This is a genomic window from Pedobacter sp. NEAU-ZC8, assembly GCF_059278965.1.
This window is the reverse complement of sequence record NZ_JCAJXC010000022.1, coordinates 49752-73964: the sequence shown is the minus strand read 5'-3', so window position 1 is coordinate 73964 and position 24213 is coordinate 49752. Positions and strand designations below refer to the sequence as shown.

At 44.6% G+C, this 24213-nt stretch carries 19 protein-coding genes, 2 tRNA genes and 1 pseudogene; 8 read left to right on the top strand and 14 right to left on the bottom strand.

The window, feature by feature from the left end:
* Positions 1–13: 13 nt before the first annotated feature.
* From AC5WJX_RS15985 to AC5WJX_RS15975, 3 genes are all read right to left on the bottom strand, one after another.
* Complete coding sequence (locus tag AC5WJX_RS15985; RefSeq protein WP_440428968.1) at positions 14–403, bottom strand: RidA family protein; 390 nt, start codon at positions 401–403, stop codon at positions 14–16.
* 217 nt (positions 404–620) lie between these two features.
* A complete protein-coding gene (locus AC5WJX_RS15980) occupies positions 621–1220 on the bottom strand; it encodes a Crp/Fnr family transcriptional regulator (RefSeq protein ID WP_494485315.1) in 600 nt (199 codons plus the stop codon).
* Positions 1221–1534: 314 nt separating this feature from the next.
* Positions 1535–2125: a DUF308 domain-containing protein gene (locus AC5WJX_RS15975; protein WP_494485314.1), complete on the bottom strand. Its 591-nt coding sequence runs from the start codon at positions 2123–2125 to the stop codon at positions 1535–1537.
* Between the two features lie 197 nt (positions 2126–2322).
* Between AC5WJX_RS15975 and AC5WJX_RS15970 the strand changes: the two genes are divergently transcribed.
* The gene (locus tag AC5WJX_RS15970; protein ID WP_494485313.1) at positions 2323–3705 is read left to right on the top strand and encodes a mercuric reductase; all 1383 of its coding nucleotides are present in this window, start codon (positions 2323–2325) and stop codon (positions 3703–3705) included.
* Here the strand turns inward: AC5WJX_RS15970 and AC5WJX_RS15965 are convergent.
* Entirely contained in the window at positions 3686–3979 is a 294-nt protein-coding gene (locus AC5WJX_RS15965) for an outer membrane beta-barrel protein (RefSeq protein WP_494485321.1), read from the bottom strand. The two genes, AC5WJX_RS15970 and AC5WJX_RS15965, sit on opposite strands and share 20 nt — an antisense overlap.
* Positions 3980–4016: 37 nt before the next feature.
* On the opposite strand from AC5WJX_RS15965, the gene AC5WJX_RS15960 reads away from it, so the two are divergent.
* Positions 4017–4205: a winged helix-turn-helix domain-containing protein gene (locus AC5WJX_RS15960; RefSeq protein WP_494485312.1), complete on the top strand. Its 189-nt coding sequence runs from the start codon at positions 4017–4019 to the stop codon at positions 4203–4205.
* Between the two features lie 61 nt (positions 4206–4266).
* Here the strand turns inward: AC5WJX_RS15960 and AC5WJX_RS15955 are convergent.
* From AC5WJX_RS15955 to AC5WJX_RS15940, 4 genes are all read right to left on the bottom strand, one after another.
* A tRNA-Asp gene (locus AC5WJX_RS15955) sits at positions 4267–4340 on the bottom strand.
* Between the two features lie 103 nt (positions 4341–4443).
* Positions 4444–4517, bottom strand: a tRNA-Asp gene (locus AC5WJX_RS15950).
* Positions 4518–4627: 110 nt separating this feature from the next.
* Entirely contained in the window at positions 4628–5701 is a 1074-nt protein-coding gene (gene prfA / locus AC5WJX_RS15945) for a peptide chain release factor 1 (RefSeq protein ID WP_494485311.1), read from the bottom strand.
* 87 nt (positions 5702–5788) lie between these two features.
* Positions 5789–6532 carry a UDP-2,3-diacylglucosamine diphosphatase gene (locus tag AC5WJX_RS15940; protein WP_494485310.1) on the bottom strand — a complete coding sequence of 248 codons (744 nt, stop codon included), beginning with the start codon at positions 6530–6532 and terminating at the stop codon, positions 5789–5791.
* A gap of 93 nt (positions 6533–6625) precedes the next feature.
* Between AC5WJX_RS15940 and AC5WJX_RS15935 the strand changes: the two genes are divergently transcribed.
* Together AC5WJX_RS15935 and AC5WJX_RS15930 are read left to right on the top strand one after the other, a co-directional pair.
* A complete protein-coding gene (locus AC5WJX_RS15935; protein ID WP_440428957.1) occupies positions 6626–7636 on the top strand; it encodes an NAD(P)/FAD-dependent oxidoreductase in 1011 nt (336 codons plus the stop codon).
* 1 nt (position 7637) lies between these two features.
* Positions 7638–7964, top strand: coding sequence for a 2Fe-2S iron-sulfur cluster-binding protein (locus AC5WJX_RS15930; protein ID WP_494485309.1), 327 nt, complete (start codon positions 7638–7640; stop codon positions 7962–7964).
* A gap of 2 nt (positions 7965–7966) precedes the next feature.
* On the opposite strand, the gene AC5WJX_RS15925 is transcribed toward AC5WJX_RS15930, so the two are convergent.
* The 4 genes from AC5WJX_RS15925 to AC5WJX_RS15910 form a co-directional block, all read right to left on the bottom strand.
* Positions 7967–8182: a hypothetical protein gene (locus AC5WJX_RS15925; protein ID WP_440428955.1), complete on the bottom strand. Its 216-nt coding sequence runs from the start codon at positions 8180–8182 to the stop codon at positions 7967–7969.
* Positions 8183–8270: 88 nt separating this feature from the next.
* Positions 8271–9068 carry a DUF4397 domain-containing protein gene (locus tag AC5WJX_RS15920; protein ID WP_494485308.1) on the bottom strand — a complete coding sequence of 266 codons (798 nt, stop codon included), beginning with the start codon at positions 9066–9068 and terminating at the stop codon, positions 8271–8273.
* A 9-nt stretch (positions 9069–9077) separates the two neighbouring features.
* Positions 9078–10640, bottom strand: a complete 1563-nt coding sequence (locus tag AC5WJX_RS15915; RefSeq protein WP_494485307.1) for a SusD/RagB family nutrient-binding outer membrane lipoprotein — start codon at positions 10638–10640, stop codon at positions 9078–9080.
* Positions 10641–10658: 18 nt separating this feature from the next.
* Positions 10659–13766 carry a SusC/RagA family TonB-linked outer membrane protein gene (locus AC5WJX_RS15910; RefSeq protein WP_494485306.1) on the bottom strand — a complete coding sequence of 1036 codons (3108 nt, stop codon included), beginning with the start codon at positions 13764–13766 and terminating at the stop codon, positions 10659–10661.
* Positions 13767–13995: 229 nt separating this feature from the next.
* On the opposite strand from AC5WJX_RS15910, the gene AC5WJX_RS15905 reads away from it, so the two are divergent.
* The 3 genes and pseudogenes from AC5WJX_RS15905 to AC5WJX_RS15895 all read left to right on the top strand — a co-directional run.
* The gene (locus AC5WJX_RS15905; RefSeq protein ID WP_494485305.1) at positions 13996–14742 is read left to right on the top strand and encodes a DeoR/GlpR family DNA-binding transcription regulator; all 747 of its coding nucleotides are present in this window, start codon (positions 13996–13998) and stop codon (positions 14740–14742) included.
* A gap of 101 nt (positions 14743–14843) precedes the next feature.
* Entirely contained in the window at positions 14844–16763 is a 1920-nt protein-coding gene (gene nagB, locus AC5WJX_RS15900; protein ID WP_494485304.1) for a glucosamine-6-phosphate deaminase, read from the top strand.
* Positions 16764–16772: 9 nt separating this feature from the next.
* Positions 16773–17468 (top strand): annotated as a pseudogene (locus AC5WJX_RS15895) (acyltransferase family protein); the annotation flags it as partial.
* 303 nt (positions 17469–17771) lie between these two features.
* Here AC5WJX_RS15895 and AC5WJX_RS15890 read toward each other — a convergent pair.
* A complete protein-coding gene (locus tag AC5WJX_RS15890; RefSeq protein WP_494485303.1) occupies positions 17772–19448 on the bottom strand; it encodes a glycoside hydrolase family 10-like protein in 1677 nt (558 codons plus the stop codon).
* A 196-nt stretch (positions 19449–19644) separates the two neighbouring features.
* Between AC5WJX_RS15890 and AC5WJX_RS15885 the strand changes: the two genes are divergently transcribed.
* A complete protein-coding gene (locus tag AC5WJX_RS15885; RefSeq protein ID WP_494485302.1) occupies positions 19645–20553 on the top strand; it encodes a DUF8428 domain-containing protein in 909 nt (302 codons plus the stop codon).
* Between the two features lie 2 nt (positions 20554–20555).
* Here AC5WJX_RS15885 and AC5WJX_RS15880 read toward each other — a convergent pair whose 3' ends face one another.
* The gene (locus AC5WJX_RS15880) at positions 20556–24200 is read right to left on the bottom strand and encodes an ATP-binding protein (RefSeq protein ID WP_494485301.1); all 3645 of its coding nucleotides are present in this window, start codon (positions 24198–24200) and stop codon (positions 20556–20558) included.
* Positions 24201–24213 lie beyond the last annotated feature (13 nt).

Below are 24213 nucleotides of genomic sequence, written 5' to 3'. Positions count from 1 at the left end.
TAAGGGAGTAGTCCTACTTCACAACTGTTGCTTCCAGTTCTACCTTCAGGGTTTCAAAAAGTGTTTTGACTTCAACAAAGGTAGCAGCCTGCTTAATACTATTGTTGGCAATCCATTCACCAAAGTATTCAAAACAAGGGAAGAATTCCTCATGAGATGTTGTATAAACGTTGAGTCGGACGATGTTTTTGGTCTCGTAGCCAGCCTCGTTAATTACCTGCTCCAGGTTCTGTATGGCAAGTTGCAGTTGTGTTTTCATATCAGCTGAACTTGATGTTCCATCTGCATGTACCGCAGCCTGCCCTGCGCAATAAAGTGTACTTTGAACTGCTTTAACTTCCACACCTTGCACATAATGCCGTTCATCTTGCCATTTCCAAGGATTAATGATGCGTTTTTCCATTGAATCGTTTAAATTATGTCCCTGCACATGCAGGAACTGAATGTTCCAAAGTTCCTTTAAACGAAATGGAATAACGGTGATGTCCCACACGTTTTTGCTGTGACTTAAATCACACCGCAATACTGTTGAGCCAGCGTGTAAGCGCTCCTTAGCCGTTCATTTATTTTCTATCAAATGCTAGCCTGCGCTTCTAGCGGGCCACCAGCATAGCAAATGGTTAATGTGCCTGACTTTCTTTTAATCTTTTTCTGATCCGGCTTAGCGAAGGATTAGTAATACCCAAAAAGGAAGAGATATGGTAAGCGGGGATGCGTTCGACAATATTCGGGTGTTCTTCCATCAACCTTAAAAACCTCTTCTCATGTGAAAAGAACAGGAACTCCTCGGTACGTGATTGTGCGTAGGCAAAAAATGTTTCCGCCAGCAGCCGGCCGAACTTGCCCCAATTCAGATTTCGTTCATACAAGCCATTGAGATCTTTGTATGAAATAAAAATGACCTCAGAATCTTCCATCGCTTCGATAAAATACCAGCAGGGATTTTGGGAAATGAAACTTCTAAAGGAAACAACAAATTGGTTTTCTGAAAAGAAGAAAAGGTTTTTTTCTTCTCCGGTCTCCGGATCACTGTAGTAAATACGGAATATTCCTTTTACAACTAAGCCCAGATCATTGCAGACCATACTCTGCATATTGAAAAAGTCTCCCTTAGCGATTTTACGTGGCTTCCAGAAAGGCCGGCTTTCGGCGATGTCCAGTTCGGTTAGTCCAGCGAAGTTTCGCAGATATGTCGATGATATTTCATCTTTCTCATTCATGACATGGTGTTTAGACGATGAATGCATTCGTTACGATGTTAACGTCTGACACACCAAAATACGGCATTAGAAATCAGCAAAGTTCTCACCTAAGTCAAATGTGACATTAATCTAAGAAAGAGAGAAAACCAGCCGGCTCCCGACTTTTCAGCTAAGTACATTTCAGGTAATCCATTAGCATCAGCCCACTGATAAGGAAAAGATCATGCTCAGCTTTTACAGACATGTAGGTTGTCCATTCTCTAACCTTCGTTTTCTTGAACTAAAACAGCAAAGCAATTGCTTTAGCCAGATGGGCCTGGTGGTACTTGCCTTTACGCAATAGAAGCTGCGTTCCTGATTGTGTTGCCTAAACGGAGGGCCGCTAACGCAAAATAGAATGCGCCAAATGCAGCGTAACCAGCTAATGATGCGACGCCTTGATTTGGATTATGCGCAGTCGCGATGATGAATCCCCCGGCCAACATAGATTGAGCGCCACTGATGATCATCGGCCATTGTCCTTCAAAATGTTTACGCCGGCGAATGCCCAGGATCAATTGGATTAAGCCTGTGAGAATAGCCCATACGCCGAATACCATCAACGCTTCGGGAATGCCAGTTTGCAGGGCAATCATCACTGCAATGGTAGTAAGGACACCAATGCCTATGTTTACATACTGCGGGCTTTTGTTTGCAGTGGGTGGATTTGCTTTGACATCAAATAGAGTTGCCAGAACATCCCATGCCGGGTAAATGATAAACAGGATTGTAGCCAGGGTATCATTCGTCTTAGCTACTGTGATGACCAAGGCTATCCAAATGATGGAAAATAGCACACGGGTAAAGTAAAGTTTGCGTAATGCTGTAGCAATTTCCACAGCCTGGCTGGAGATGCTCACATTTGATTGATTTTTTGTTGTCATGATATGATGTTCTAATATTTATTATAATCAAAGTTAACCTGCCTTTTTATGCGGTTTTTTCACCTAAGTTAAAGTCAGGCGAAGAAAATGGCTTTTTTAAATATTCAGGGATATGTCCTGGTCGGATTATATTAATGGAATTATCCCTAAATTGAAGCTAAGCCGATTAGCGGTGAAAAGACAAGTTTGCTAATGATATGAAACACTACGATGCTATTGTGATCGGCTCGGGACAGGCGGGGTCACCATTATGTAAGCAACTTGCCAAAGCGGGCAAGAAAACGGCAATCATCGAAAGACGTTACGTTGGCGGCACTTGTGTGAACGACGGCTGTACACCTACAAAAACAATGATTGCTTCGGCCAAAGCAGCATACCATGCTGCACATTCCGATGCGCTGGGTGTGCATGTTGACGGCTATACTGTCGACATGAAGAAGATCAAACAGCGTAAGGATGAGATTATCCTAAGCTGGCGCCAGGGCAGCCAGACTGCAATGGAACAAAGCGAAAACCTAGATCTATTTTTTGGGGAAGCCACGTTTACGGGAGAAAAAACACTCCATGTTAAGCTAAATGATGGTACTCAGGTGGATTTAACTGCGGAGCTGATCTTTGTCAACACTGGCACGACCCCGGTTATCCCAGCTATTGAGGGCTTGCAGGAGGTAGGGTATTACACCTCGACAACCATATTAGATCTGGAAGAAGTACCGGATCATCTGTTGGTGATTGGCGGAAATTACATTGCCTTGGAGTTTGCGCAAATGTTTCATCGATTTGGAAGTCGCGTGTCTGTTTTGGAACGTGGGCCAAGAATCATGGCCAAAGAGGACGAAGATATCGCTGAGGAGCTAACGAAGATATTATTAGACGAAGGATTGGACGTACGTACCAATGCCCAAGCGATAAAGTTTGAAACTGAGCATGGCCACATTAAGGCTACAATAGCGTTGAACGGCGGCCAGCAAGAAATTATCTGCTCACACATTCTAGTGGCAACCGGACGGAAGCCTTCAACTGAGGTTTTGGCACCACAGGTATCGGGCATTCAGTTGACCGAAAAAGGCTTTATTCAAGTTGACGATAAATTGGAGACCAATATTAAGGGTATTTATGCCTTAGGCGATGTAAATGGAGGTCCAGCTTTTACCCATATTTCATATAATGACTATACGATCGTCTATCGAAATCTTTTTGAAGACGGTGCTTACAGCACGAAGGAACGGCCACTGCCATATTGCATGTTCACCGATCCACAGCTTGGACGGATTGGTTTGTCAGAAAAGCAGGCACTGGAGCAAGGTTATAACATCAAGGTGGCAAAGTTGCCCATGAAGCAGGTGGCACGTGCGCTGGAAAACGGAGAAACGCGTGGTCTCATGAAGGCGGTAGTGGATGCAGATACCAGACAAATAATCGGTGCCGCTATTCTGGGTGAAGAAGGTGGTGAGATCATGACGGTATTGCAGATGGCCATGATGGGGGGTATAACCTACGATGTTCTAAAATATTGTGTTTTTGCGCACCCGACCTATTCAGAATCCATAAACAATCTTTTCATGAAAATGGAGAACTAGGTATTTTAGGCAGGTAATTTATGCTGATGTTGTTGTTGTAAGTATCAAAAATGTCAGTTGCTGACAAGCGTACCATACCCGTTCCATGTAGTACATTCATCTTTATCCCGGCATCTATAGACGAATTATGGCTTGCACGGTAAATGCCCTGTAAACCTGCACCTGTGAAAGTTCCGCTGAGTTCGGCTTTCAAAGCACTTTTTTGGTCTATGGTAAAGGCATGCTTCAAGGTTGCATAATAAGAGATGATGTTGAAATTATAACTGCTGGACAGGTAAGCTGATTTTTCCTGTTGCCAATAACCTTCTGAATTGCTGATACAGCATCGGAATACGCTGCTGCCGCGACAGGTTCCGCTGATGGAAATCTGGGGTGATGATAGCTTTTATAATGCCTGTAGTATGGACGTGTTTATGTCGCATTTACGAAAGATGCTTAAAGATGAATCCAGCGTACAGCTGATGAGTATCAGGGGTGCGGGATATAAACTGATCTATTAACGGAAAAGGTATAAAACAAAAAACCCTTCAGGTCCTGTGATCTGAAGGATTTGGTATTTAGCGGACCGGACGGGACTCGAACCCGCGACCTCCGCCGTGACAGGGCGGCATTCTAACCAGCTGAACTACCGGTCCGTTTCCCATTGGGAGTGCAAATATAAATAAATAACGCTTTATTCAAAGAGATTAAGGAAAAAAGCAATAAAACAAAAAAGCCACTCGTTGGAGTGGCTTTCTGCGGACCGGACGGGACTCGAACCCGCGACCTCCGCCGTGACAGGGCGGCATTCTAACCAGCTGAACTACCGGTCCGTTTGTCCCTTTCGGGAATGCAAATATAGATCAAACATCTGAGTTTGCAACATTTATTTGATAAAAATCAGAAGGTACACGTAAGTACTTCATGATCAGTACAGAAAAAATTAGATTACCGCACCTTCTTTCATCTTTTCAGCATTTTCAGCAAACTGAAGTGCATCGATGAGTTCCTGAACACCACCGTCCATCACAGCATTCAGGTTGTAAAGTGTTAATCCGATACGGTGATCAGTAACCCTACCCTGCGGATAATTGTAAGTTCTGATCTTTGCAGAGCGGTCACCAGTGGATACCATTGTCTTTCTTCTGGCAGCAATGTCACCGTTCTTTTTCTGAACTTCAATGTCATATAGCTTACTTCTAAGCATCTCCATCGCGATCTCCCGGTTACCCAATTGAGAACGCTCCTGCTGACAAACGACAACAATACCACTCGGCTTGTGCGTAAGCTGTACTTTGGTCTCTACCTTGTTCACGTTCTGTCCACCGGCACCACCTGAACGGGATGTCTGTAGCTCGATATCTGCAGGGTTCAAATAGAAGTCGATCTCCTCAGCTTCCGGCAATACAGCCACGGAAGCTGCAGAGGTATGCACCCTACCCTGTGTTTCGGTTTCAGGAACACGTTGCACGCGGTGTACACCTGATTCATATTTCAACTGGCCATATACATCTTCGCCAGACACTTTCAGGATAACCTCCTTGTAACCTCCGGCAGTACCTTCGGTAACATCAACCACTTCCACTTTCCAACGCTTCTGCTCGAAATAACGGGTGTACATACGGTATAGATCGCCAGCGAATAAGGCCGCTTCATCACCACCGGTACCGCCACGGATCTCAAACACGGCATTCTTGGAATCTTCAGGGTCTTTAGGGATAAGCATTAAACGTACTTTCTCTTCCAACTCTTCCTGTTGCTTCAAAAGCAGGTCCAATTCTTCTTTAGCCATCTCCCGTAACTCCGCATCTTTTTCGTTGCTCAGGATCTCTTTGTTAGCTTCGATATTACTCATTACATTCTTGTAAACTTTGTACTCGTCTACAATCTTGGTAAGGTCTTTATATTCTTTATTAAGCTGGGCAAAGCGCTTCATATCCTGCATCGTATCAGGATTGCTTAACTGCTCTTCTACATCTTCCCAGCGCAGCTTTATAGCTTCTAATTTTTCTAACATATGTTTTTAGAAATTAAATTACCTGAACTTCAATAGGATATTCCGGGTCAGGTATTAAGTTTGGAATGCAAAAATAAGGTTTTTAGCTTAATATTCCTTTTCAAAATATTTCAGGGCGAGCTCGTTGCCATCAAACACCGCATACGAGTTGTAGTTCATCCACTCTCCGGTATTCACATAGCGGCTGTTGCTTCCAACCTTGAGATCAAGCGGAAGATGGCGGTGGCCGAAAATGAAGTAATCGTAGTATTTCTTTTGCAGCTGCTCGGAAGCATGGGTAAAAAGCCATTCATCTTCAGGAATGGTAAAGGCATGTACTTTCTTGGTGCGGCTGCTATCTGACCAGGCATTTGCAATACCTATTCCGATCCTTGGGGGTACCAATGAAAATAACCATTGGCAAACGGGGTTGCGAAACACCTTACGCAGGAATTTATATTTATGATCCCCGGGACCTAAGCCATCACCATGATGAAGGTAGAATTTCTTCCCATTTCGCTCCATCTCTAGCTCGTCGCTGATGATCTGCATGCCGAGTTCGGTACTGAAATAGTCATGAACCCACATATCATGGTTGCCCTTAAAAAAGTAGATCTTGATGCCGGCATCAGTCATCATGGCAAGTTTACCCTGTAAACGGGCATAACCTTTAGGAATTACCATTTTATACTCAAACCAGAAGTCGAATACATCACCCATCAGGAACAATTCAGAACATGTCGGTTCTATGAAGTTCAACCAGCGTATAATGCGGTCTTCACGCATCCTGCTTTGCTGGTGATTGGGTGATCCGAGGTGGAAATCGGAAGCGAAATATATTTTCTTTGTCATCAATTGCGACAAATATAGTCAGATTTGAAGCATTTGTTGACAATTAAGAATCATTACAAACAAATTTTGTAAATTCGCAGCAAATTTAAATACATGATTTCTACAGATATAGCCATCGTTGGCGCCGGACCGGTTGGTCTATTCGCGATATTTGAAGCAGGTTTACTAAAAATGCGTTGTCACCTGATAGATTATTTACCTCAGGTAGGCGGACAACTTTCAGAGATATATCCTAAAAAACCTATATATGACATTCCCGGATATCCGACAGTACTTGCACAGGAACTGATTGATAATCTGATGGAACAAGCTAAACCTTTCCACCCTGGTTTTACCTTGGGCGAGCGGATAGAAGGCCTGGAGAAACGTGGCGAGCGTGATTTCGTTTTAACCACGAACATGGGTACCGTTATTGAAGCTAAAGTTGTGGTTATTGCTGGTGGTCTTGGCTGTTTTGAGCCTCGTAAACCTGCGGTTTCCGGACTAGAGCAGTTTGAGAACGGTAAAGGTGTGAATTACATGATCCTTGATCCGGAGAAATACCGTGACCAGAAGATGGTGATTGCAGGTGGTGGCGATTCGGCGCTTGACTGGACCATTTACCTGGCAGATGTGGTAGATCAGCTTACATTGGTTCACAGAAGTGAAAGCTTCAGAGGTGCACCGGATTCAGTAAACAAGGTGATGGCGCTTGCAGACAGCGGTAAAATCAACCTGATCCTGAACAGTAACTTAAATGCAGTTTCCGGAACTGGCAAACTGGAGAACGTTGAAATTATTCACAACCGTTCTATGGAGGTTACCAACGTTGAAGCAGATCATCTGATTCCTTTGTTCGGCTTGAGCCCTAAGTTAGGTCCTATTGAGCAATGGGGATTAAACATCAGCAAAAGTGCTATTGAGGTAAATACTGATGATTATTCTACAAACATCCCGGGCATCTATGCTATTGGCGATATCAATACCTACAAAAACAAACTTAAACTGATTTTATGTGGTTTCCACGAAGCGGCTTTAATGAGCCACAGTGCATACCAATACATGAATCCAGGCATTAAATATACCATGAAATACACTACCGTTAACGGTGTATCAGAATTCTAATATGGAAGAAAATAACATCACTGTAAGCGTTCAGAATCCAGACGGATCAATAACCCCACTGGAGGCACCTGTTGATATGGGCTTAAGTTTAATGGAGTTCCTAAAAGCTTCTGAGTACGATATCCTGGCCACCTGTGGTGGGATGGCATTATGTGCAACCTGCTGTGTAGATGTGCTTGAAGGCGAAGAAAAGTTGAATGAGATGTCGGATGATGAGTATGCCATGCTGGATACGCTACCTGACTTATTGCCAAATTCGAGACTTGCTTGCCAGCTGAAGCTTAATCCGGCAATGGATGGCTTAGTTGTTAAGCTACACGGAACCTAGGCTTAGAGCCTGTTTCCGTCTGGATCAGCAAGGGCTTTCTGGATGGTGAACTCCACATAGCGGCGATCCCGTTTAACGAGCTCCATCAATTGTTCTACCAACTGATCTTCCTGGCCAGGCTTAAAAGGCAGATCTTTCTGTGCTAAATCTCTGTATTTTCTCAGGAACTTCAATTTAACCTTTTCAGCGGTATCAGGAGTAAGTGTAAAGCTTGCCATATCAGTATCTTTTTATCAAAAGTATAAAAATATATAAATAAAAAAAGCCCACGCCATTACGGTGTGGGCTTTAGTTTTTAGGTGACCCTTATGGTCTGTTGGATGTATTGTCCAGAAATGGTCTGTTGGTCGCTGCTGCACCCGTTACCGTCATATCGCCTCTGGAGCTAATGGTATATGCTCTACCAGCAATAAACGACACCTGAGAGGTCCCTGTTCTGCTGATCACATTTGCAGGATTTCCAGGGTATCTGGCAAACACTTCATACACCCCATTTGGCACTTCAGTAAAGGTCGATGCCGCCTTGTAACCAATGTTTGTTGCAATAACGACCTCCGCCGCTGTGTTTATGTTTTTAGCAACCAGATCGAATCCTGACGTTGCATTCGCAATGGTATTGACAAAGCGCACATGTGCATTGGTAGCACTTGCAGCAGGAACGATGTCTTCAACAAGAAAAGCCTCCACGGTTTTCGAATCCGCATTGTACGCGCCACTGGTGTACAATGAATAGAGCTTTCCATTTTCCAATGAGCCCGGCAAGTTGGCTACCACTGCATTGGGATTTGTTGTTGCAGTGGCTGAAACGATGCCTTTTAGGGTATAATCTCCCCCTGGCAGTAATGCATAGTTAGCTGCCGGGAACACACTTCCATAGTTAACACCAGCAGCGGCTTCAGCTCCGGTGCCGCTAAGGGTTGCCGAAATCTTTTGGTCATTGGCGTAAAAGTTCATGGACGGGGCATTTACACCGAAGTTGAAAAATTTGATCTGTGCGCCAGCATCCGTTGGCGTGGTTTCGATCTCATGAATGCCATCCTTCTCACAAGAGACAAATGTGGTAGCCAAGAGTAGTATTGCTGTGATGATATTTATTTTTTTCATGATTCGTGATTAAGGTTGAGTGATCCACATTTCTTTGGTATGGTAATCGAGTGCTAAACCGCCAATCTTTTCCAGGCTTTCCCGGTTCCATACATATTCGGAGTTGTAACGCGGTCTGATACGGTAAACTGGCTTGTTGGCGTTATCCGGATAAAGGTTTACCGGGATCACAAAGCCGCTGAATACCTGATCGCCGGTTGCTGGATCTGCATCGGTATAGTGATATCTTCTCAAATCCATCCATTGTTCTAGAGCTCCCCATCCCCATTGAGCAATATATTTTTGTTCCATGATGTGCGACAAGGTCAGGTCTGCCGCTGCAGGAACGATTGCCGGATTGGCAAGGAAGGCATCTTTTTCTGCTGCGCTGATTTGAGTAGGCGTCTGGTTCGCATCACGGTTCCTTGCATTGACAAAGTCGATATGCGACGACACACCGTTTTTATATGCTGCTAAAGCGGTTTCCTTATCCCCTTTCTTGTAAGCTGCTTCCGCTTTGATAAACTGCAACTGCGAATAGGTCATTACCGGGACCCTACTCTTGTCATCAAACAGGTACCTTGTTGGTGTACCAACCGAAACGACTGTGGGATAACCCCAAATGTTGTTTGGAACCTGGTTTGCGGTTAAACCACCCGTACCAAATGTTGGTTCTAAACCACGATACACGCTATCAGGTGCTGGCGAAAGCATCCTGGTCATACGCGGATCGACCACGCCAGAAAACTCGGTACCGTTCATCAGATTCACGATGAAGGTAGTTTGCCTGTAAGCATTGAAGTTTTCTCTGGTGGGACCCAGGAAATTCCGGTCATCATTGGATACGCCGGTATAGCCCAGCAAAGCATCATCATTATTATTTTCGAAGGACTTGTCTACCGCGGCAATAACCTCATCAGGGTTATATGCAGCCTTGTTGCTGTAGTGATTTAAGTTCATCGCCAGCAAACCGTAGGCAAACTTCAGCCATTTGGAACGGTCACCTTTATAGATCAGATCTGTTTTACCCAGAAATGCAGCGTCAACGGCCCCATCTGTTCTTTGCAGGTTGGTAATGGCAAGTTGCAATAAACGTCTTACTTCTTCATAAGTATACTCCTGGGTATCATAGTTGAAGACGTTTTTAGTCGGATCTATCGCTTCTTTCACGATGATCTCTCCGTGAACATCAGTTAATGCCTGCCAGCCCCATGCTTTCAGGATATATCCAACACCAAGCAGGTCCCAGCGCTCTTCTGCCTCGGCCTTGGTCATCATATCTACCAGGTTCTGTCCGAAGGTCCAGTATACATCCCTGAACAACTCTCCACCGTTGTCTGATGATGGGTCGTAACCCATCCTATCCCAGGTGCTGTTTACGGTGGTAAGGGTTAGATTCTGTGTATAGCGGTTAATGAAGCGCGCATCATACTGCGGACCGGTAGCCATCCAATGCAACATTGGCGACAAATAAAGGTTTGGAGTCACCATCTCTGGTGCATTTGGATTGGTATTGACATCCAAATATTTTTTACATCCACTGCCGGCGAGCATCACCGCAGCAGTTAGGAAGGTGATATATAATTTCTTCATGATGATTTACAATTTAGATTACATGCCAATTTTAATTCCGAAGTTCATGCCGATCGGCATTGGAAAATTACCATAATCCACACCGGCAGAGCCCGAACCACCTACAGCAGCTGTATTTCCATTTACAACGGGGTCAAGTCCTGAATAGTTGGTGATCAGGAACAGATCGGTACCAGTTACGAAAACACTTGCAGACTTAAAAAACTTTTGTTTCTGCAGTAGTCTTGAAGGCAAGCGGTACGATAAGGTTACATCTTTAAGTCTGATCCAGTTGATGTCCTTTTCAATAAACTGCTCCTCACTTGTATTGATGTAAAAGCTGTTTTGCAGGTAAGGGTTCACTACAATGGTATTCTGGGTTGGATTAGCAGTATTCTCTCTGCCGTCCTGATATACACCTTTTACAATTCTCGGTGTCGAACGATCAAGTGTTCTGGTGCTTAAGCCTTGTGTTGTTAAAAAATGTTCTGTTGCATTTAATACATCTCCGCCTTTACGTGTATCGATCAGGAATGATAAGGAGAAGTCTTTGAAGGTAAAGCTATTCGTGATACCTAAGCTAAAATCTGGCTGTCTATCATATCCGCCGCTAATGAAAGTCGTTGATCTAATTGGCAAACCGGAGGTAGGATTGATCAGGATATCTCCATTATTATTACGTAAATAGAACAAGCCGGTCAGCGATCTGGTAGATTCTCCCGGCGTATTACCATTTCTTACGTTTCCGTACAACCAGGTATCCGACACGTAAGATTCAGGCAGATCGTTTGGAAGGGCAACCACTGTTCCTTTGGCATGCTCAAAGTTGGCTAAGATATCCCAGCTAAATCCAGGACGCTCGATTGGTCTGGCTCTAACGCTGACTTCAACACCTTCATTGCGGGTTACACCACCATTTAGATTAAGTAAAATATAGCCAGTTGCGTAACTTCCACGAATGTCGTTTACAATCTGATCTTTGGTTTCCTTACGGTAAACGGCTACATCGACACCTAAACGGTTATTCAGGAACGCAAGTTCGGTTCCGAACTCGTATGATTTTGCGAACTCTGGTTTAAGTCCTGGATTTGGTCCGGTAAAACCGTAACCATAACCACCACCAACAGTAAGTTTGTTCTCCAGAACAGGTCTATAGGCATATGGTTTGGCATCTTTACCTACCTGTGCATAAGCTGCTCTTAATTTACCCGAAGTAAGGAATTTCTTTAAGCCGCTAAATGCCGGCACATCGGTAAAGATGAAACTACCCGAAACGGAAGGATAGAAGAACGAATAGGCCTCAACCGGGATGGTTGAAGTTAAGTCATTACGTCCGGTTGCGGTCAGGTATAGGAAGTCTTTATATCCAAACGTTGCTCTACCGAAGAAACTCACCAACCGACGTTGAGAGATGGTGGTGCTGTTGAGCCTTGTTGCAGTATTGTTCAGAGAGATGAAGTTCGGATCAAGGAAGTTCTCACCAGAACCAGCATCAATGTTTGACTTTGCGTCCTGAATGGCATTACCCAAGGTAGCATCGAAGGTCCAGTCATTACCTAAGTTTTGCTTAGTGAAGTTAATCAGGTTCTGCATGCTCAGGTTACGGGTTACGTCATTCGCAACATCCAGCAATCCGCCTCTGGAGAAACCTGAGGCACTCTCCGGGTGACGTAAGATCATGTTCTGACTGGTGTAGGCATCAATACCGATCTTAGAGTTGATGTTTACCCAGGAGAAAGGTGTGATGGTTAGTCCGAAGTTGGTTACAATACGGTTTACCTTGGAGTTGATCTTGTTTTTATTTACGTTGAAATACGGGTTATCAATTTCACTTTGAGTTCCGGAGGGAAAACCCGGAAGGCTCAGCTTTCTTCTTGTACCCGCAGGGGTAAGGTAATTCCTTGCATCGTCGGTTTGTGGCCATACGAGCAGGCCCAGTAGCGGTCCGCCATTACCTTTGAATGCCTGATCGTTATTGGAATAACTGTACTGCATGGAAAGGTCTGTTTTTAACCAGTCGTTTACCGTGCCCTGTGAAGCACCGGTAATGTTAAAGCGCTCATAGTTGGTGCCTGGCACCACACCTTGCTGATCCACATAGGATGTTGAGATCCTGTAGTTTACTTTTTCGGAACCGCCATCGAAAGATAGGTTATGTTTCTGTGTAAATCCTTGTTGGAAGAATTCAGAAACGTTGTCGAACAACTGGGTACCGGCAGGGAATTCTGGTCCGAATGAAGGGTATGAACCCGCCTGAGCGATTACTACTCCGGTTTGACCGGCACTTCCAATACCATATTTGTGCTGAATTTCGGGTTGTGAACGTACGGTTTCCACCCGGAAGCTATTGCTGTAATTTACAGAACCTACACCTGCTTTACCTCTTTTGGTGGTGATAACGATGGCACCATTGGCCGCATCAATGCCATATAGAGCTGCAGCTTCAGGTCCCTTTAATACGGTTAGTGTTTCAATGTCTTCCGGATTGATATCTGCAGCACGGTTAGTAAAATCTACCCCGCGGTTATTGAAAGCAGTAGAAGAACTTTTCTCTGAGGTGAAGGCCGTAGTACTTAAGGTTTTGTTATCTATAGGCAACCCATCTACCACAAATAGCGGTTGGTTGTTTCCGCTGATGGAGCTTACACCCCTGATGGTGATGGAAGAAGATGCGCCCGGAACACCGGAGGAGTTGTTTACCTCTACCCCCGCCACACGGCCTTGAAGTGCATTAACAAAGTTCTCGCGTTGTGTACTGGCAATTTCAGCGCCTTTTACGGCTTGTTGCGCGGTACCTAAGGACCTTTTTTGAACGGCTTGTCCTAAAGCGGTGATCACAACCTCATCCAATCCTTGTGCGTCATCAGCAAGTACAACGTTGATGGTGTTTCCGGTAACGGTTTTCTCTTGAGGCGTCATACCGATGTAGGAGAAGGAAAGAACAGCGCCGTTTGCAGCACTGATGGTGTAGACACCGGATGTGTTGGTCTGGGTACCAGTTTGGGCACCTTTGACCTTAACCGAGACACCAGGTATAGGCTGACCATCAGATGAGGTCACCTTACCGGTAACATTAATCTGCTGCGCAACAGCTTGTGTCGCGAACAAGATAATGCCCCATAAAAACATGAGTAGCTTTTTTTTCATGAATTAGTTTGTTTGTGAATAATGAGTTAACCTAAAACGCACAAACCGAAACACGCAATAACCCGCATTTAGCAGTTTGTCAAGTAAATATCATGATATTTTTCAATTAAAAAATAGCCATTTAACGATTAGGTAATATTTAATTCTGAAAAGCTGGCAAAATCCCGCATAAACACGCAGATTGTGTTTTTAATAATTATTTCTAAATTGGCATAAACCAAAAAACCATATGTTAAAACGGGAGCGGCATGAGCTGATCATGCGCCAGATCAATCTCCATAATCGGGTACTGACCACAGACCTTGTCGAATTGCTTCAAGTATCAGAAGACACCATCAGAAGGGACTTGCAGGAGCTTTGTGATCATCAAAAACTGCTAAAAGTACATGGAGGGGCACTATCCCGCTCTTACCAATCTGCTTACGATGACGATGCGATCTATGCCCGGGAGGCTAAAATAGCCATTGCCAAAAAGACGATCAGCCTGATCAAGGATGGTATGGTTATCTTAACGGGTGGCGGTACCACCATCATTGAACTGGTGAAACAGCTTCCAGTAAATCTTCGAGCCACATTTTTTACCATCAGCCCCTTTGTAGCCATAGAGCTTGCAAAATACGATGGCATTGAGGTCATTTTAATTGGTGGTATATTTTCCAAGAACTCCAAGGTGACTTTTGGAGGCCATGTGATCAGCCAGCTTGCGGGGATCAATGCAGATCTGTGCCTGATCGGAACCAGTGCCATTCATCCGGAAAACGGTCTTACAGACACCGACTGGGAAATCAATCAACTAAAAAAAGCAATGTTCCAATGTGCCCGGAAAGTAGCGATCTTATGTATCTCCGAAAAGCTAAACATCACGCTCAGGTTGAAGGTGGCAGGGCTGGAAAGCATTCATCACCTCATTACCGAACTGCTGCCAAGCGACGCCGTTTTGAACGCCTATCGGTCTAAAAGCCTGAATATCTCTTAGCAACTTTCTCAGGCCTGCACGATTGTCATTTAAATTCCATTAAAGCGATCAGAGTAGCTATATTTACTGCTCCGAACCAATTTTTTTTTAAAAAACTAACAATGGCTAGATTAAATCTATTAGAAGAAACGCGCTTTGAAAAACTGCCTGTAACTGTATTTGCTAATCCCAAGCAGGCATCCATCAAAGTGGCAAAAAGAATTGCAGACCTGATTCGCAGCAAGCAGGACGAAAATGCGATGGCGGTCTTGGGACTCGCGACGGGGGCAACGCCGGTTGGCGTTTATGCAGAGTTGGTGCGTATGCATAAAGAAGAAGGTTTGAGCTTCAAAAACGTCATCACCTTTAACCTTGATGAGTATTACCCAATGCAGCCTGATGCTGATCAAAGCTATGTTTCATTTATGAACAAGCAGTTATTTGATCACGTTGACATTGATAGAAATAACATTAACATCCCTGACGGGACACTTAAACTGGAGGACATTCCTACCTTTTGCCTTGACTACGAGAAAAAGATCGCTGACGCTGGCGGCTTGGATATCCAGATCCTGGGGATTGGTAGAACAGGTCACATCGGTTTTAATGAGCCTGGTTCGGCGCCAAACTCAGGAACGCGATTGGTAACCCTGGATGATCTGACCCGTAAAGATGCTGCACGTGATTTTGGAGGGAAATCTTTCGTACCAACCAAGGCCATTACCATGGGTATTGGTACGATCTTCCATGCCAGGGAAATTATCCTTATGGCCTGGAATGGTAAAAAAGCACCAATCATTAAAAAAGCCGTTGAAGGTGAAATGTCGGGCGATGTGCCAGCAACCTACCTTCAGCTGTCTGACAACGTGGAGTTTATCGTTGACACAGAAGCGGCAAGCCTTTTAACGCGCTTTGATACGCCATGGTTGGTTAAGGACTGTGTGTGGGATGAGATGCTTACGCGTAAGGCGGTGATCTGGCTGGCAAACACCTTGAACAAGCCAGTTCTAAAACTTACGGAAGACGACTACAATAACCACGGTATGGCGCAACTGGCCCTTGAAAAAGGACCGGTATACAACATCAACATTCATATTTTCAACAAACTGCAGCATACCATTACGGGCTGGCCGGGCGGAAAACCCAATGCAGACGATTCACAACGCCCGGAACGTGCAGAACCTTCAAAGAAGCGCGTACTGATCTTTTCACCACACCCAGATGATGATGTAATCTCCATGGGCGGTACCTTCATCCGTCTGGTAGATCAACAGCATGACGTACATGTGGCTTACCAGACTTCGGGTAATACCGCTGTATGGGATGATGATGCTTTAAGGTTCGTAGAATTCAGCATTGACTTTGCCAAGAAAATGGGCTTTGACGCTGCACCATCGGAAAAGCTTTACGAGGATATGCGCAACTTCCTGGAAGTAAAAAGACCAAACCAGGTAGACACCAAAGAAATTCAGACCGTAAAAGGATTGATCCGTAAAGGTGAAGCTATTGCCGGTGCGAGATATTGCGGCCTGGAGGACGACCACATTCACTTTATGGCCCTTCCATTCTATGAGAGTGGCAAAAGCCAGAAAAACCCGGTGACAACCGAAGATGTGCGCCGCACCATTGAACTGTTGCAGCAGGTTAAACCACACCAGGTTTTTGCAGCCGGTGATTTCGAAGATCCACATGGGACACACATCGTATGCTTCAACATCATTTTGGATGCCTTGGCAGAACTTCGCAAAACAGAAGCCTGGGCACAGGATTGCTGGTTATGGATGTACAGAGGTGCATGGCATGAGTTCGAGACCCATGAGATCGAAATGGCCGTACCACTTAGTCCGCAAGAGGTAGAGCGTAAGAAATACGCCATCTTCAAACACCAGTCACAAAAAGACCGTGCTGTTTTCCCTGGTGATGATGAACGGGAGTTCTGGAAGCGAGCTGAAGACCGCAACCGGGAAACCGCACGCCGCTACGACGAGCTTGGCCTTGCAGAATACGAAGCGATGGAAGCATTCGTTCGCTGGAAGTTTTAATGATACTTGATGGAAAAATCTAATCAGCGCTTACTTTCACTCGACGTTTTCAGAGGAGCCACGGTAGCAGCAATGATCCTGGTAAACAATCCGGGTGACTGGGGGCATATCTACGCACCGCTGGAACATGCTTCCTGGCATGGATGTACGCCAACTGATTTGATTTTTCCATTCTTCTTATTTATTGTCGGCGTATCCATTACATACGCCATGTCTTCAAAGAAGGCAGATCCACAAGCCCATACCAGAACAATCCTGAAAGCTGCAAAAAGAGCAGCCATATTGTTTGGTTTGGGCTTGTTTCTATCACTATACCCAAAGATCTTCACGGAGCCATTAAACGCACTCGCTCAGGTCCGGATACCGGGCGTGCTTCAGCGGATCGCGGTGGTCTTTCTGATATCCAGCATCATCTTTCTTAAGAACACGGAACGGAACATTATGCGGATCACAGGCGGTATACTTTTCCTGTATTGGATCATCATGACCTTTATTCCGGTACCTGGAACCGGATTTGCCAATTTGGAGAAAGAGACGAATATGGCGGCATGGATAGACCGGAGCATCCTCACAGAAGCACACCTCTGGAAATCTGCGAAAACCTGGGACCCGGAGGGCATGCTCAGTACCTTACCAGCAATCGCTTCGGGATTGATCGGTGTGCTTGTTGGTTCCTTTTTACGAAGAAGAGATCTTGAAGATGGGTATAAGACCTCCTGGCTTTTCAGCACAGGATTAATGTTGTTCATCGCTGGGATGATCTGGGCGCTACAGTTTCCGTTGAACAAATCCCTTTGGACCAGTTCTTTTGTATTGTACACCGGAGGTCTGGCGACCATGATCCTTTCCTTTTGTTACTGGATCATCGATGTAAATAGATACCAGCGTTACACCCTGCCCTTTGTGGTATACGGAAAGAATGCCATAACAGTCTTCTTCCTTTCCGGCTTATTGCCAAGAACGATGAATATGATAAAGGTAAGCAACGCCGACGGCACAGTATCAGGCTTACAATCCTTTCTCTACACCAACTTCTTCAGCACGAACTTCAGCCCCATTAACGCTTCCCTTGCCTGGGCCATTGCCCAGATCTGTTTTTGGTTTGCCATCCTCTACATCATGTACAGAAAGAACATCTTTATCAAAGTTTGAGGCCCGGGCTTCGATGCCTACCGGTCCGCTGGGGTCACTTTCATTCTTAAGCCGGTCTAATGCAGTTACCAGGTAGTTGTAACGTTTGTTCTTTTCTACTTCCGTATCCAGGAACATGGTATAATCTTCGAAACTGATCTTGATAATATTCTTTGGGTCCAGGATAGAGATTTGCTCACCTTCCTCAAACCGGTAAATCACGTAACCGGAGGCAGTTTCCCCATCGCTGGCTGCAGTAGGTGCCTCCCACTTTAACTGCACACCGGTTGGGGTAGCCGTGGCCGCAAAACTTCTTGGTGCATTAGGCACAACATCATCCAGCCATGGCATCTGCGGAGGCAGGGCCGGGTATTTGTAAAGGCTCAGGCGAAGCGAATCTCCTGCGGCTCGTGCAATCGTAGAGAAAGATTTAGAACTGAAAAATACACTGCCCTGCACCCGGTTATTGTCACGGATGTATCTGACCTGATCTGGAATTTGCTCCGGTAAACGCCAGGCTGCTTCAGCTTTCTGGTTAACCAGGTACGCCGCTTGCCCAATGTAAAGGTGTCTTCCGTAGGTATTGTTACTCCACCAATCTACCAAAGTACCAAATGGTGCCGCCTTGCGGGTAAAAGAGAAATAGATCTGTGGATTGATGTAATCCACCCAACCTTCTTTGATCCATCTACGGGAATCTGCGAACAAGGCGCTATAGTTCGACAAACCTTTGGTTTCGGAGCCCTCAGCATCTTCGTGGTTATTCCGCCAGATGCCGAATGGACTGATCCCAAACTTCACATGCTTTTTATAATGATGAATGCTGTCTGATAATTCCTTGATCAGCACGTCGACATTGTTCCTGCGCCAGTCGTTTATATTTTTGATCCCATTGTTGTATTGCGCGAAGGTTTGCTCATCATTGATCTTCTGGCCCGCTACCGGATAGGGGTAAAAGTAATCGTCAAAGTGAACACCATCGATATCATATCCTTTAACAACATCCAGAATGACCTGCACAATGTGTTCCCGTACTTCAGGTTTTCCTGGATCAAACTGCTTTTTGCCTGCGTAGGTAAAGAACCATTCCGGTTTTTTGCGGGTCATGTGATCTGGGCTCACAACTTCGTTGGCACTCATGGTAGCACGGTAAGGATTGAACCAGGCATGAAGCTCCATGCCACGAAAATGTGACTCTTTAACGGCGAATTCTAGGGGATCATAGCCTGCAGCTGGTGCTAATCCTTGTTTCCCCATGAGCCACTTACTCCATGGCTCGCGTGATTTCGCGTAAAAAGCGTCGGCAGCAGGCCTAACCTGCAATACAACGGCATTCATGCCGTTACCTTTATGGTACTCGAGCAAAGCAATCAGTTCCTGTTTTTGCTGATCTACGCTCAGTCCAGCTCTTGATGGCCAGTCGATATTTGTAACAGTTGCAACCCATATACCCCGAAACTCACGTTTTGGATTTATTTTTGATGTAGTCTGTGCTAGAATGGGCGTACTTATAAGGAGTGCAATTAGAATTGCATAAATTTTATTTTTAGGCATTCTTAAGTTCTTACTGATGTGTATTTGTGTGAATAACAGTATGCAAAAGTACTTGCTAAGTAACCATTTAAACGAATTTATTTAAAGTCTGATACAATCAAAAGCTGGTTTTAACCAATATTATCAACTTTTGTAGTATGTTAGATTTTTAAAAAACAAGCTTCAACCAGCACTTAGCATTATTATTTAAGATAAAATGTCTGAACAAAATACCAAGATTAATAAGGGTGATCGAAATAAGATCTTTTTTCTGACCATTGCCATTGTTGCTTTATTGGGTAGTAATGTTTACTTATATTTTAAAGATAAGCATGAGAATGAACGGTTTGTAACCGTCAACACCGAGAAAGACCGGCTTAAGCTGGAAGTGGAAAAGATAGAAGTTGAACTGGATAAAGTCAGTGCAATTAACCTGCAGCTGAATGAAAAGCTGATCAAAGAGCAGGACCTCGCCAGAATTAAAATTGCAGAACTTAAAGCCGCATTGGAAAAGGGCAAGCTTACACAAGGTGAACTGACCCTTGCACAAAAGCAGATCAAAGAACTCAAAGAATTTGTCTATAACTATAATGAAGAAATTGTAAGACTGGGCAAGGAAAACCTCAAGTTGAAGAATGTTCGAGACAGTTTGCAGAAATCCGTTGATCAGATTAACGAGAAGGCGGAGCTGCTGGCACAGAACAACCAAGAGTTGAGTGCACTGGTTAAAACAAGCGCGGCCTTGAAAGCTACTAATGTAAACATCCAGGCGTTCCGGGTTAAAAACAATGGCAAGAGCATCAGTACAAACAGCGCATCGTCGGCGAAGAAGCTACAGATCGACTTCAATGTTGTACCGAACCAACTTGCTAAAAAGGACTACCACCAAATCTATTTAAGGGTTTTTGACCCTGCTGGAAATCTCCTTGCCAATGAAAACAACATGTTTGAAGCTGATGGTCAGGAAATGCAATACAGTGACATGATCACGATTTCATTCAATGACGATAATACGGCCTACAGTATGCAATGGGTTAATCCTAAGGAATTCATCAAGGGGACCTACGCCATTATTCTTTATGCTGATGGCTTTGTAATGGGTAAAGGATCAATCGACCTTAATTAACATTACACGACTGGAAAGCGTAAGTAGAAGGTCGTACCTTCATTGATAACCGAGCTGAAGGTAACACTGCCTCCTGCATTTTCAACTGCTTGTTTTACAAAGGCTAGTCCTAACCCCGTACCTGACGAGGTTGTGGTAAAACTTGGAACGAAGATCCGGTCCTGGAGCGCAAGGTCTATGCCTTTAGCATTGTCCGCAACCTCAATCACCAGATCGCTGGCATCAATAAAGATCTTCACGTAGATCAAACAATGAACCGCATTGGCAGCAGCAGCCTCAATCGCATTTTTGAACAGGTTGTTAAATGAGCGGCTCAGCTGGCCTTTATCCCCCCAGATCAAAACATGATGATCTACCTGGTTATCGATTATAATTTCGGCAGCGTCCGCATTGCCATACATCCTCTTGCTTTCTTCGATGATCGGCAGTACCTGCAGCTTCTCCAGCTTCGTATCAGGCATTTTGGCAAAGTTGGAGAATTCCGAAGCTATGGTTGACAGGTTGTCAATCTGTTCAATAAACGACTTGTTAAAACGATCGAACTTTATGTTAAAATTGGGATCCTGTTCCTTCCATGAGCGCTCCAGCAACTGTACCCCTAGTTTTAATGGTGTGAGTGGATTTTTGATCTCATGGGCAATTTGTTTGGCCATCTCGCGCCAGGCATGCTCCCGTTCCGAGCGCGCCAACTTCCGTGCACTCTCCTCCAAGGCAGCGATCATCTTGTTATATTCTTTGATGAGTGCGCCGATCTCATCGTGCCGCGACCACACGATGGGTTTATTGATCTGGCCAAGTTTGGTTTTACGGATACTCTCCTGAATAAAGGTTAGTGGGCTGGTAATTTGATTCGCAAGGAATACTGCAAGGACGCCAATGGCCACAAAAACCAGTGCATAGATATTAATCAGCGTATTTACGAAGAGGCTGATCTTGCTTTGATAATCTGATTCGTTGCCATAATTTGGCAAGCCGATATAAGCAACGGTCCTGTTCTGATGATCACGGATCGGTGCATAAGCAGAGGAATAAGTAAAGTCGCCAATCCGTTCTGATGGATTCAGGAATTCGGAACGTTGTAACTCATGCAGGTAGATATAAGCGTTTGAGGCCATTTTTTTACCAATCAGCCCATTTTCGTAGATGTTTGGCAAAGAACTGAACAGCAGATCTCCCTGTACATTGAACAGGTTCAGATAGGCTGCATTCATATCCGCGAATTGATTAAAATCTACCACGGACTGCGTGTTAACCTCAGGTAAGCCGAAATCAGCAATTTGCTTCTCAAAAGAAATTTGGATCTTACGAATGCGCTCCCGCATCAGCTCATCCTGCTGTTTACGATACTCTGCACTGATGTAAAAGTAAGTCGTCCAGCCAACGATTAGCAGGGTTGCCACTACAGATAGAATAATAGAAAACTGAATACGCGTCTTATAAAGGATCTTATTTGCGTTGATCATTAAAGAGCGGTTGATGTTAAACCAACCGGTCCAGCTTTCATCAATGTTCTTGACCAGCCAGATTAGAATATACAGCGCTGCCGAAAAGATGATAAACACCAGAAAAAAGAAGGATAGTGTGGCCAGATGCATGACCGCTCCAATGTTCTCTTTACTGATGATGATGAGTTTCGAAGCCCCAGGGCGGTAAATTAAGTGGTTAAAACCATCCTCATCATTAATGTAGGTGGGATTTGAGCTGATCGAATATGCTGCAGCAGAAAGCTTGTATGTATAAGGCCCGGATTGCCGGAACAACTTACCATTGTTATAAAAAGCGAAGGAATAATCCCCGTCCGTCTCCTCCCTCGAAGTACGCCCTTCTACCAGTAGTTCAGGGAACTTGCTGTAGTAGTTATATTGCTGCGATTTTAACTCAATGAGCAAAGTTCCGATGAGGCGTTGTTCATCAAAAACGGGAATGATTCCGAAGTAATTTTCAAAGCCAAAAGGATCGTTCAAGCGATAGAAGTAGGTCGAGACTTTAACAGATCCAGAACGAACCAGGTTGCGGTAATAACTTAACTTATTCGGAACGGTGTCAGCTGCAGTATCCTGACTACCATATTCCAGCACCGTATTTGCAAACTGTGTAAGATAGCCGTCCAGGAACTTTTGGTTGATGTACTTGTCCAAGGCGGATTGTTGCTTCTCTTTCAATGAAACAAAGCGTTCAGCAACATATTTGTCGGATGTGACGCCCTCTTCCAGGGTCTTGATTGCCATGAGCACTTTTGGATCATCCGTGTAATGCAATCGCTGGGCAATAGTTAAGCGCATGGTTTGCTCCCGCTTACCGTTATATTCCAGGTATTTGATCGCTGAAATGAAAGCCAGGCAGAAGAACATCAACGAATAGATGTACACATAAAATCGTGCCTGCTGCAGGTAAATGTTCCAACCGAGCAAGAAAACAAAGAAACAGTAAGCAACAAAAAAGATTGCAAAGCCGAGATTTAGGTAACCGATCAAAAAGGCACAGGCGATAGCAGTAAAGATCAGCAATCGCTGCTTGTTGCTTACTTGAAGCTGTTTGCTTAGGCTCATCAGAATATAGCCCAGGATAAAGGCATTAAACCAGACCAGGCAAAGAATGATGATGCTGATCCAGCTAAGCCAGCCGAGGCCAACAATATTGGTAATCTCGAAATTGATCTTCGAGTTGATGATCAGGCCATAAACGATGTGATCAAAGAGAAATCCAATACCCACGAATATCAACATTAATACCACGTGCAATGCTATACCAGCAGCCTTGCTACGCTTTAAACGTTCAGGAAGCACATACTGATCTTTGTAAGTATAGGCGAATAACACCACCCAGGTAATGGCGATCACGTTCAACAGGAAATCTCCAAGGGAGGGCAGCACATAACTCTCGCCATAAACCTTTGGATCGAACAGTTGGAAGTTGAACTGGTGGTTAAACCAACCGAATTCCAGATCCGTTACCCGTAAGATCAGGAAGAACAAGGTGATCAGCAGGGTACCGAGCAACAGCTTACCCGAGCGCACCAGCAATGCACAAAGGGAGTTCACAAACAGGCAGAAGCTAAATAAGCCGATGATCCACAGCCAAACCTCCAGGTTGGAAAAGATCGTATCTACGTAGCCAGGCACCAGTTTAACCACAAACAAAAGATTGCCACTGTGATCGTTGATGCCATGCACCTCGGTATCATTGAAGCTTGCCAGCGTAAGCGACTTTGAGTCCGTCAAAGTCGGCACGAAGTTGTTGCTCAGGTACTTATTAGTGAACTTGTATTGGTTTTTAACCTCGATTAGAAAGACAATGGTGAAATTACCCCTGGTTTTCTTGATTACTTCCGCCCAGCCATTCGGAAACTGGTGGAAAGAATTTCCCTCCCGAAGTCGTACAACTTCGGAGGGAAAAGTCTTGAATGAACTCCAGAATAGAAGTTTATTGTTTTGAAAGGTCAGTACCTGGATGCCTTTGGTCTTAAAGCGCTGGATAAACTCCAGCGCATAATCCTCATTCAGGTGATATGCCTGCGCTTTTTTCAGCTCAGCGGGATCATTTAAAAAATTATAGACCATGTGTTCCCTTACAGCTAAATTCTCCTGTAAGATGGATGCCTCATGGTCCAGCAGGTCTTTTTTAGAAATTGAATGTTTCAGCGACACTGCAGTCGCTATA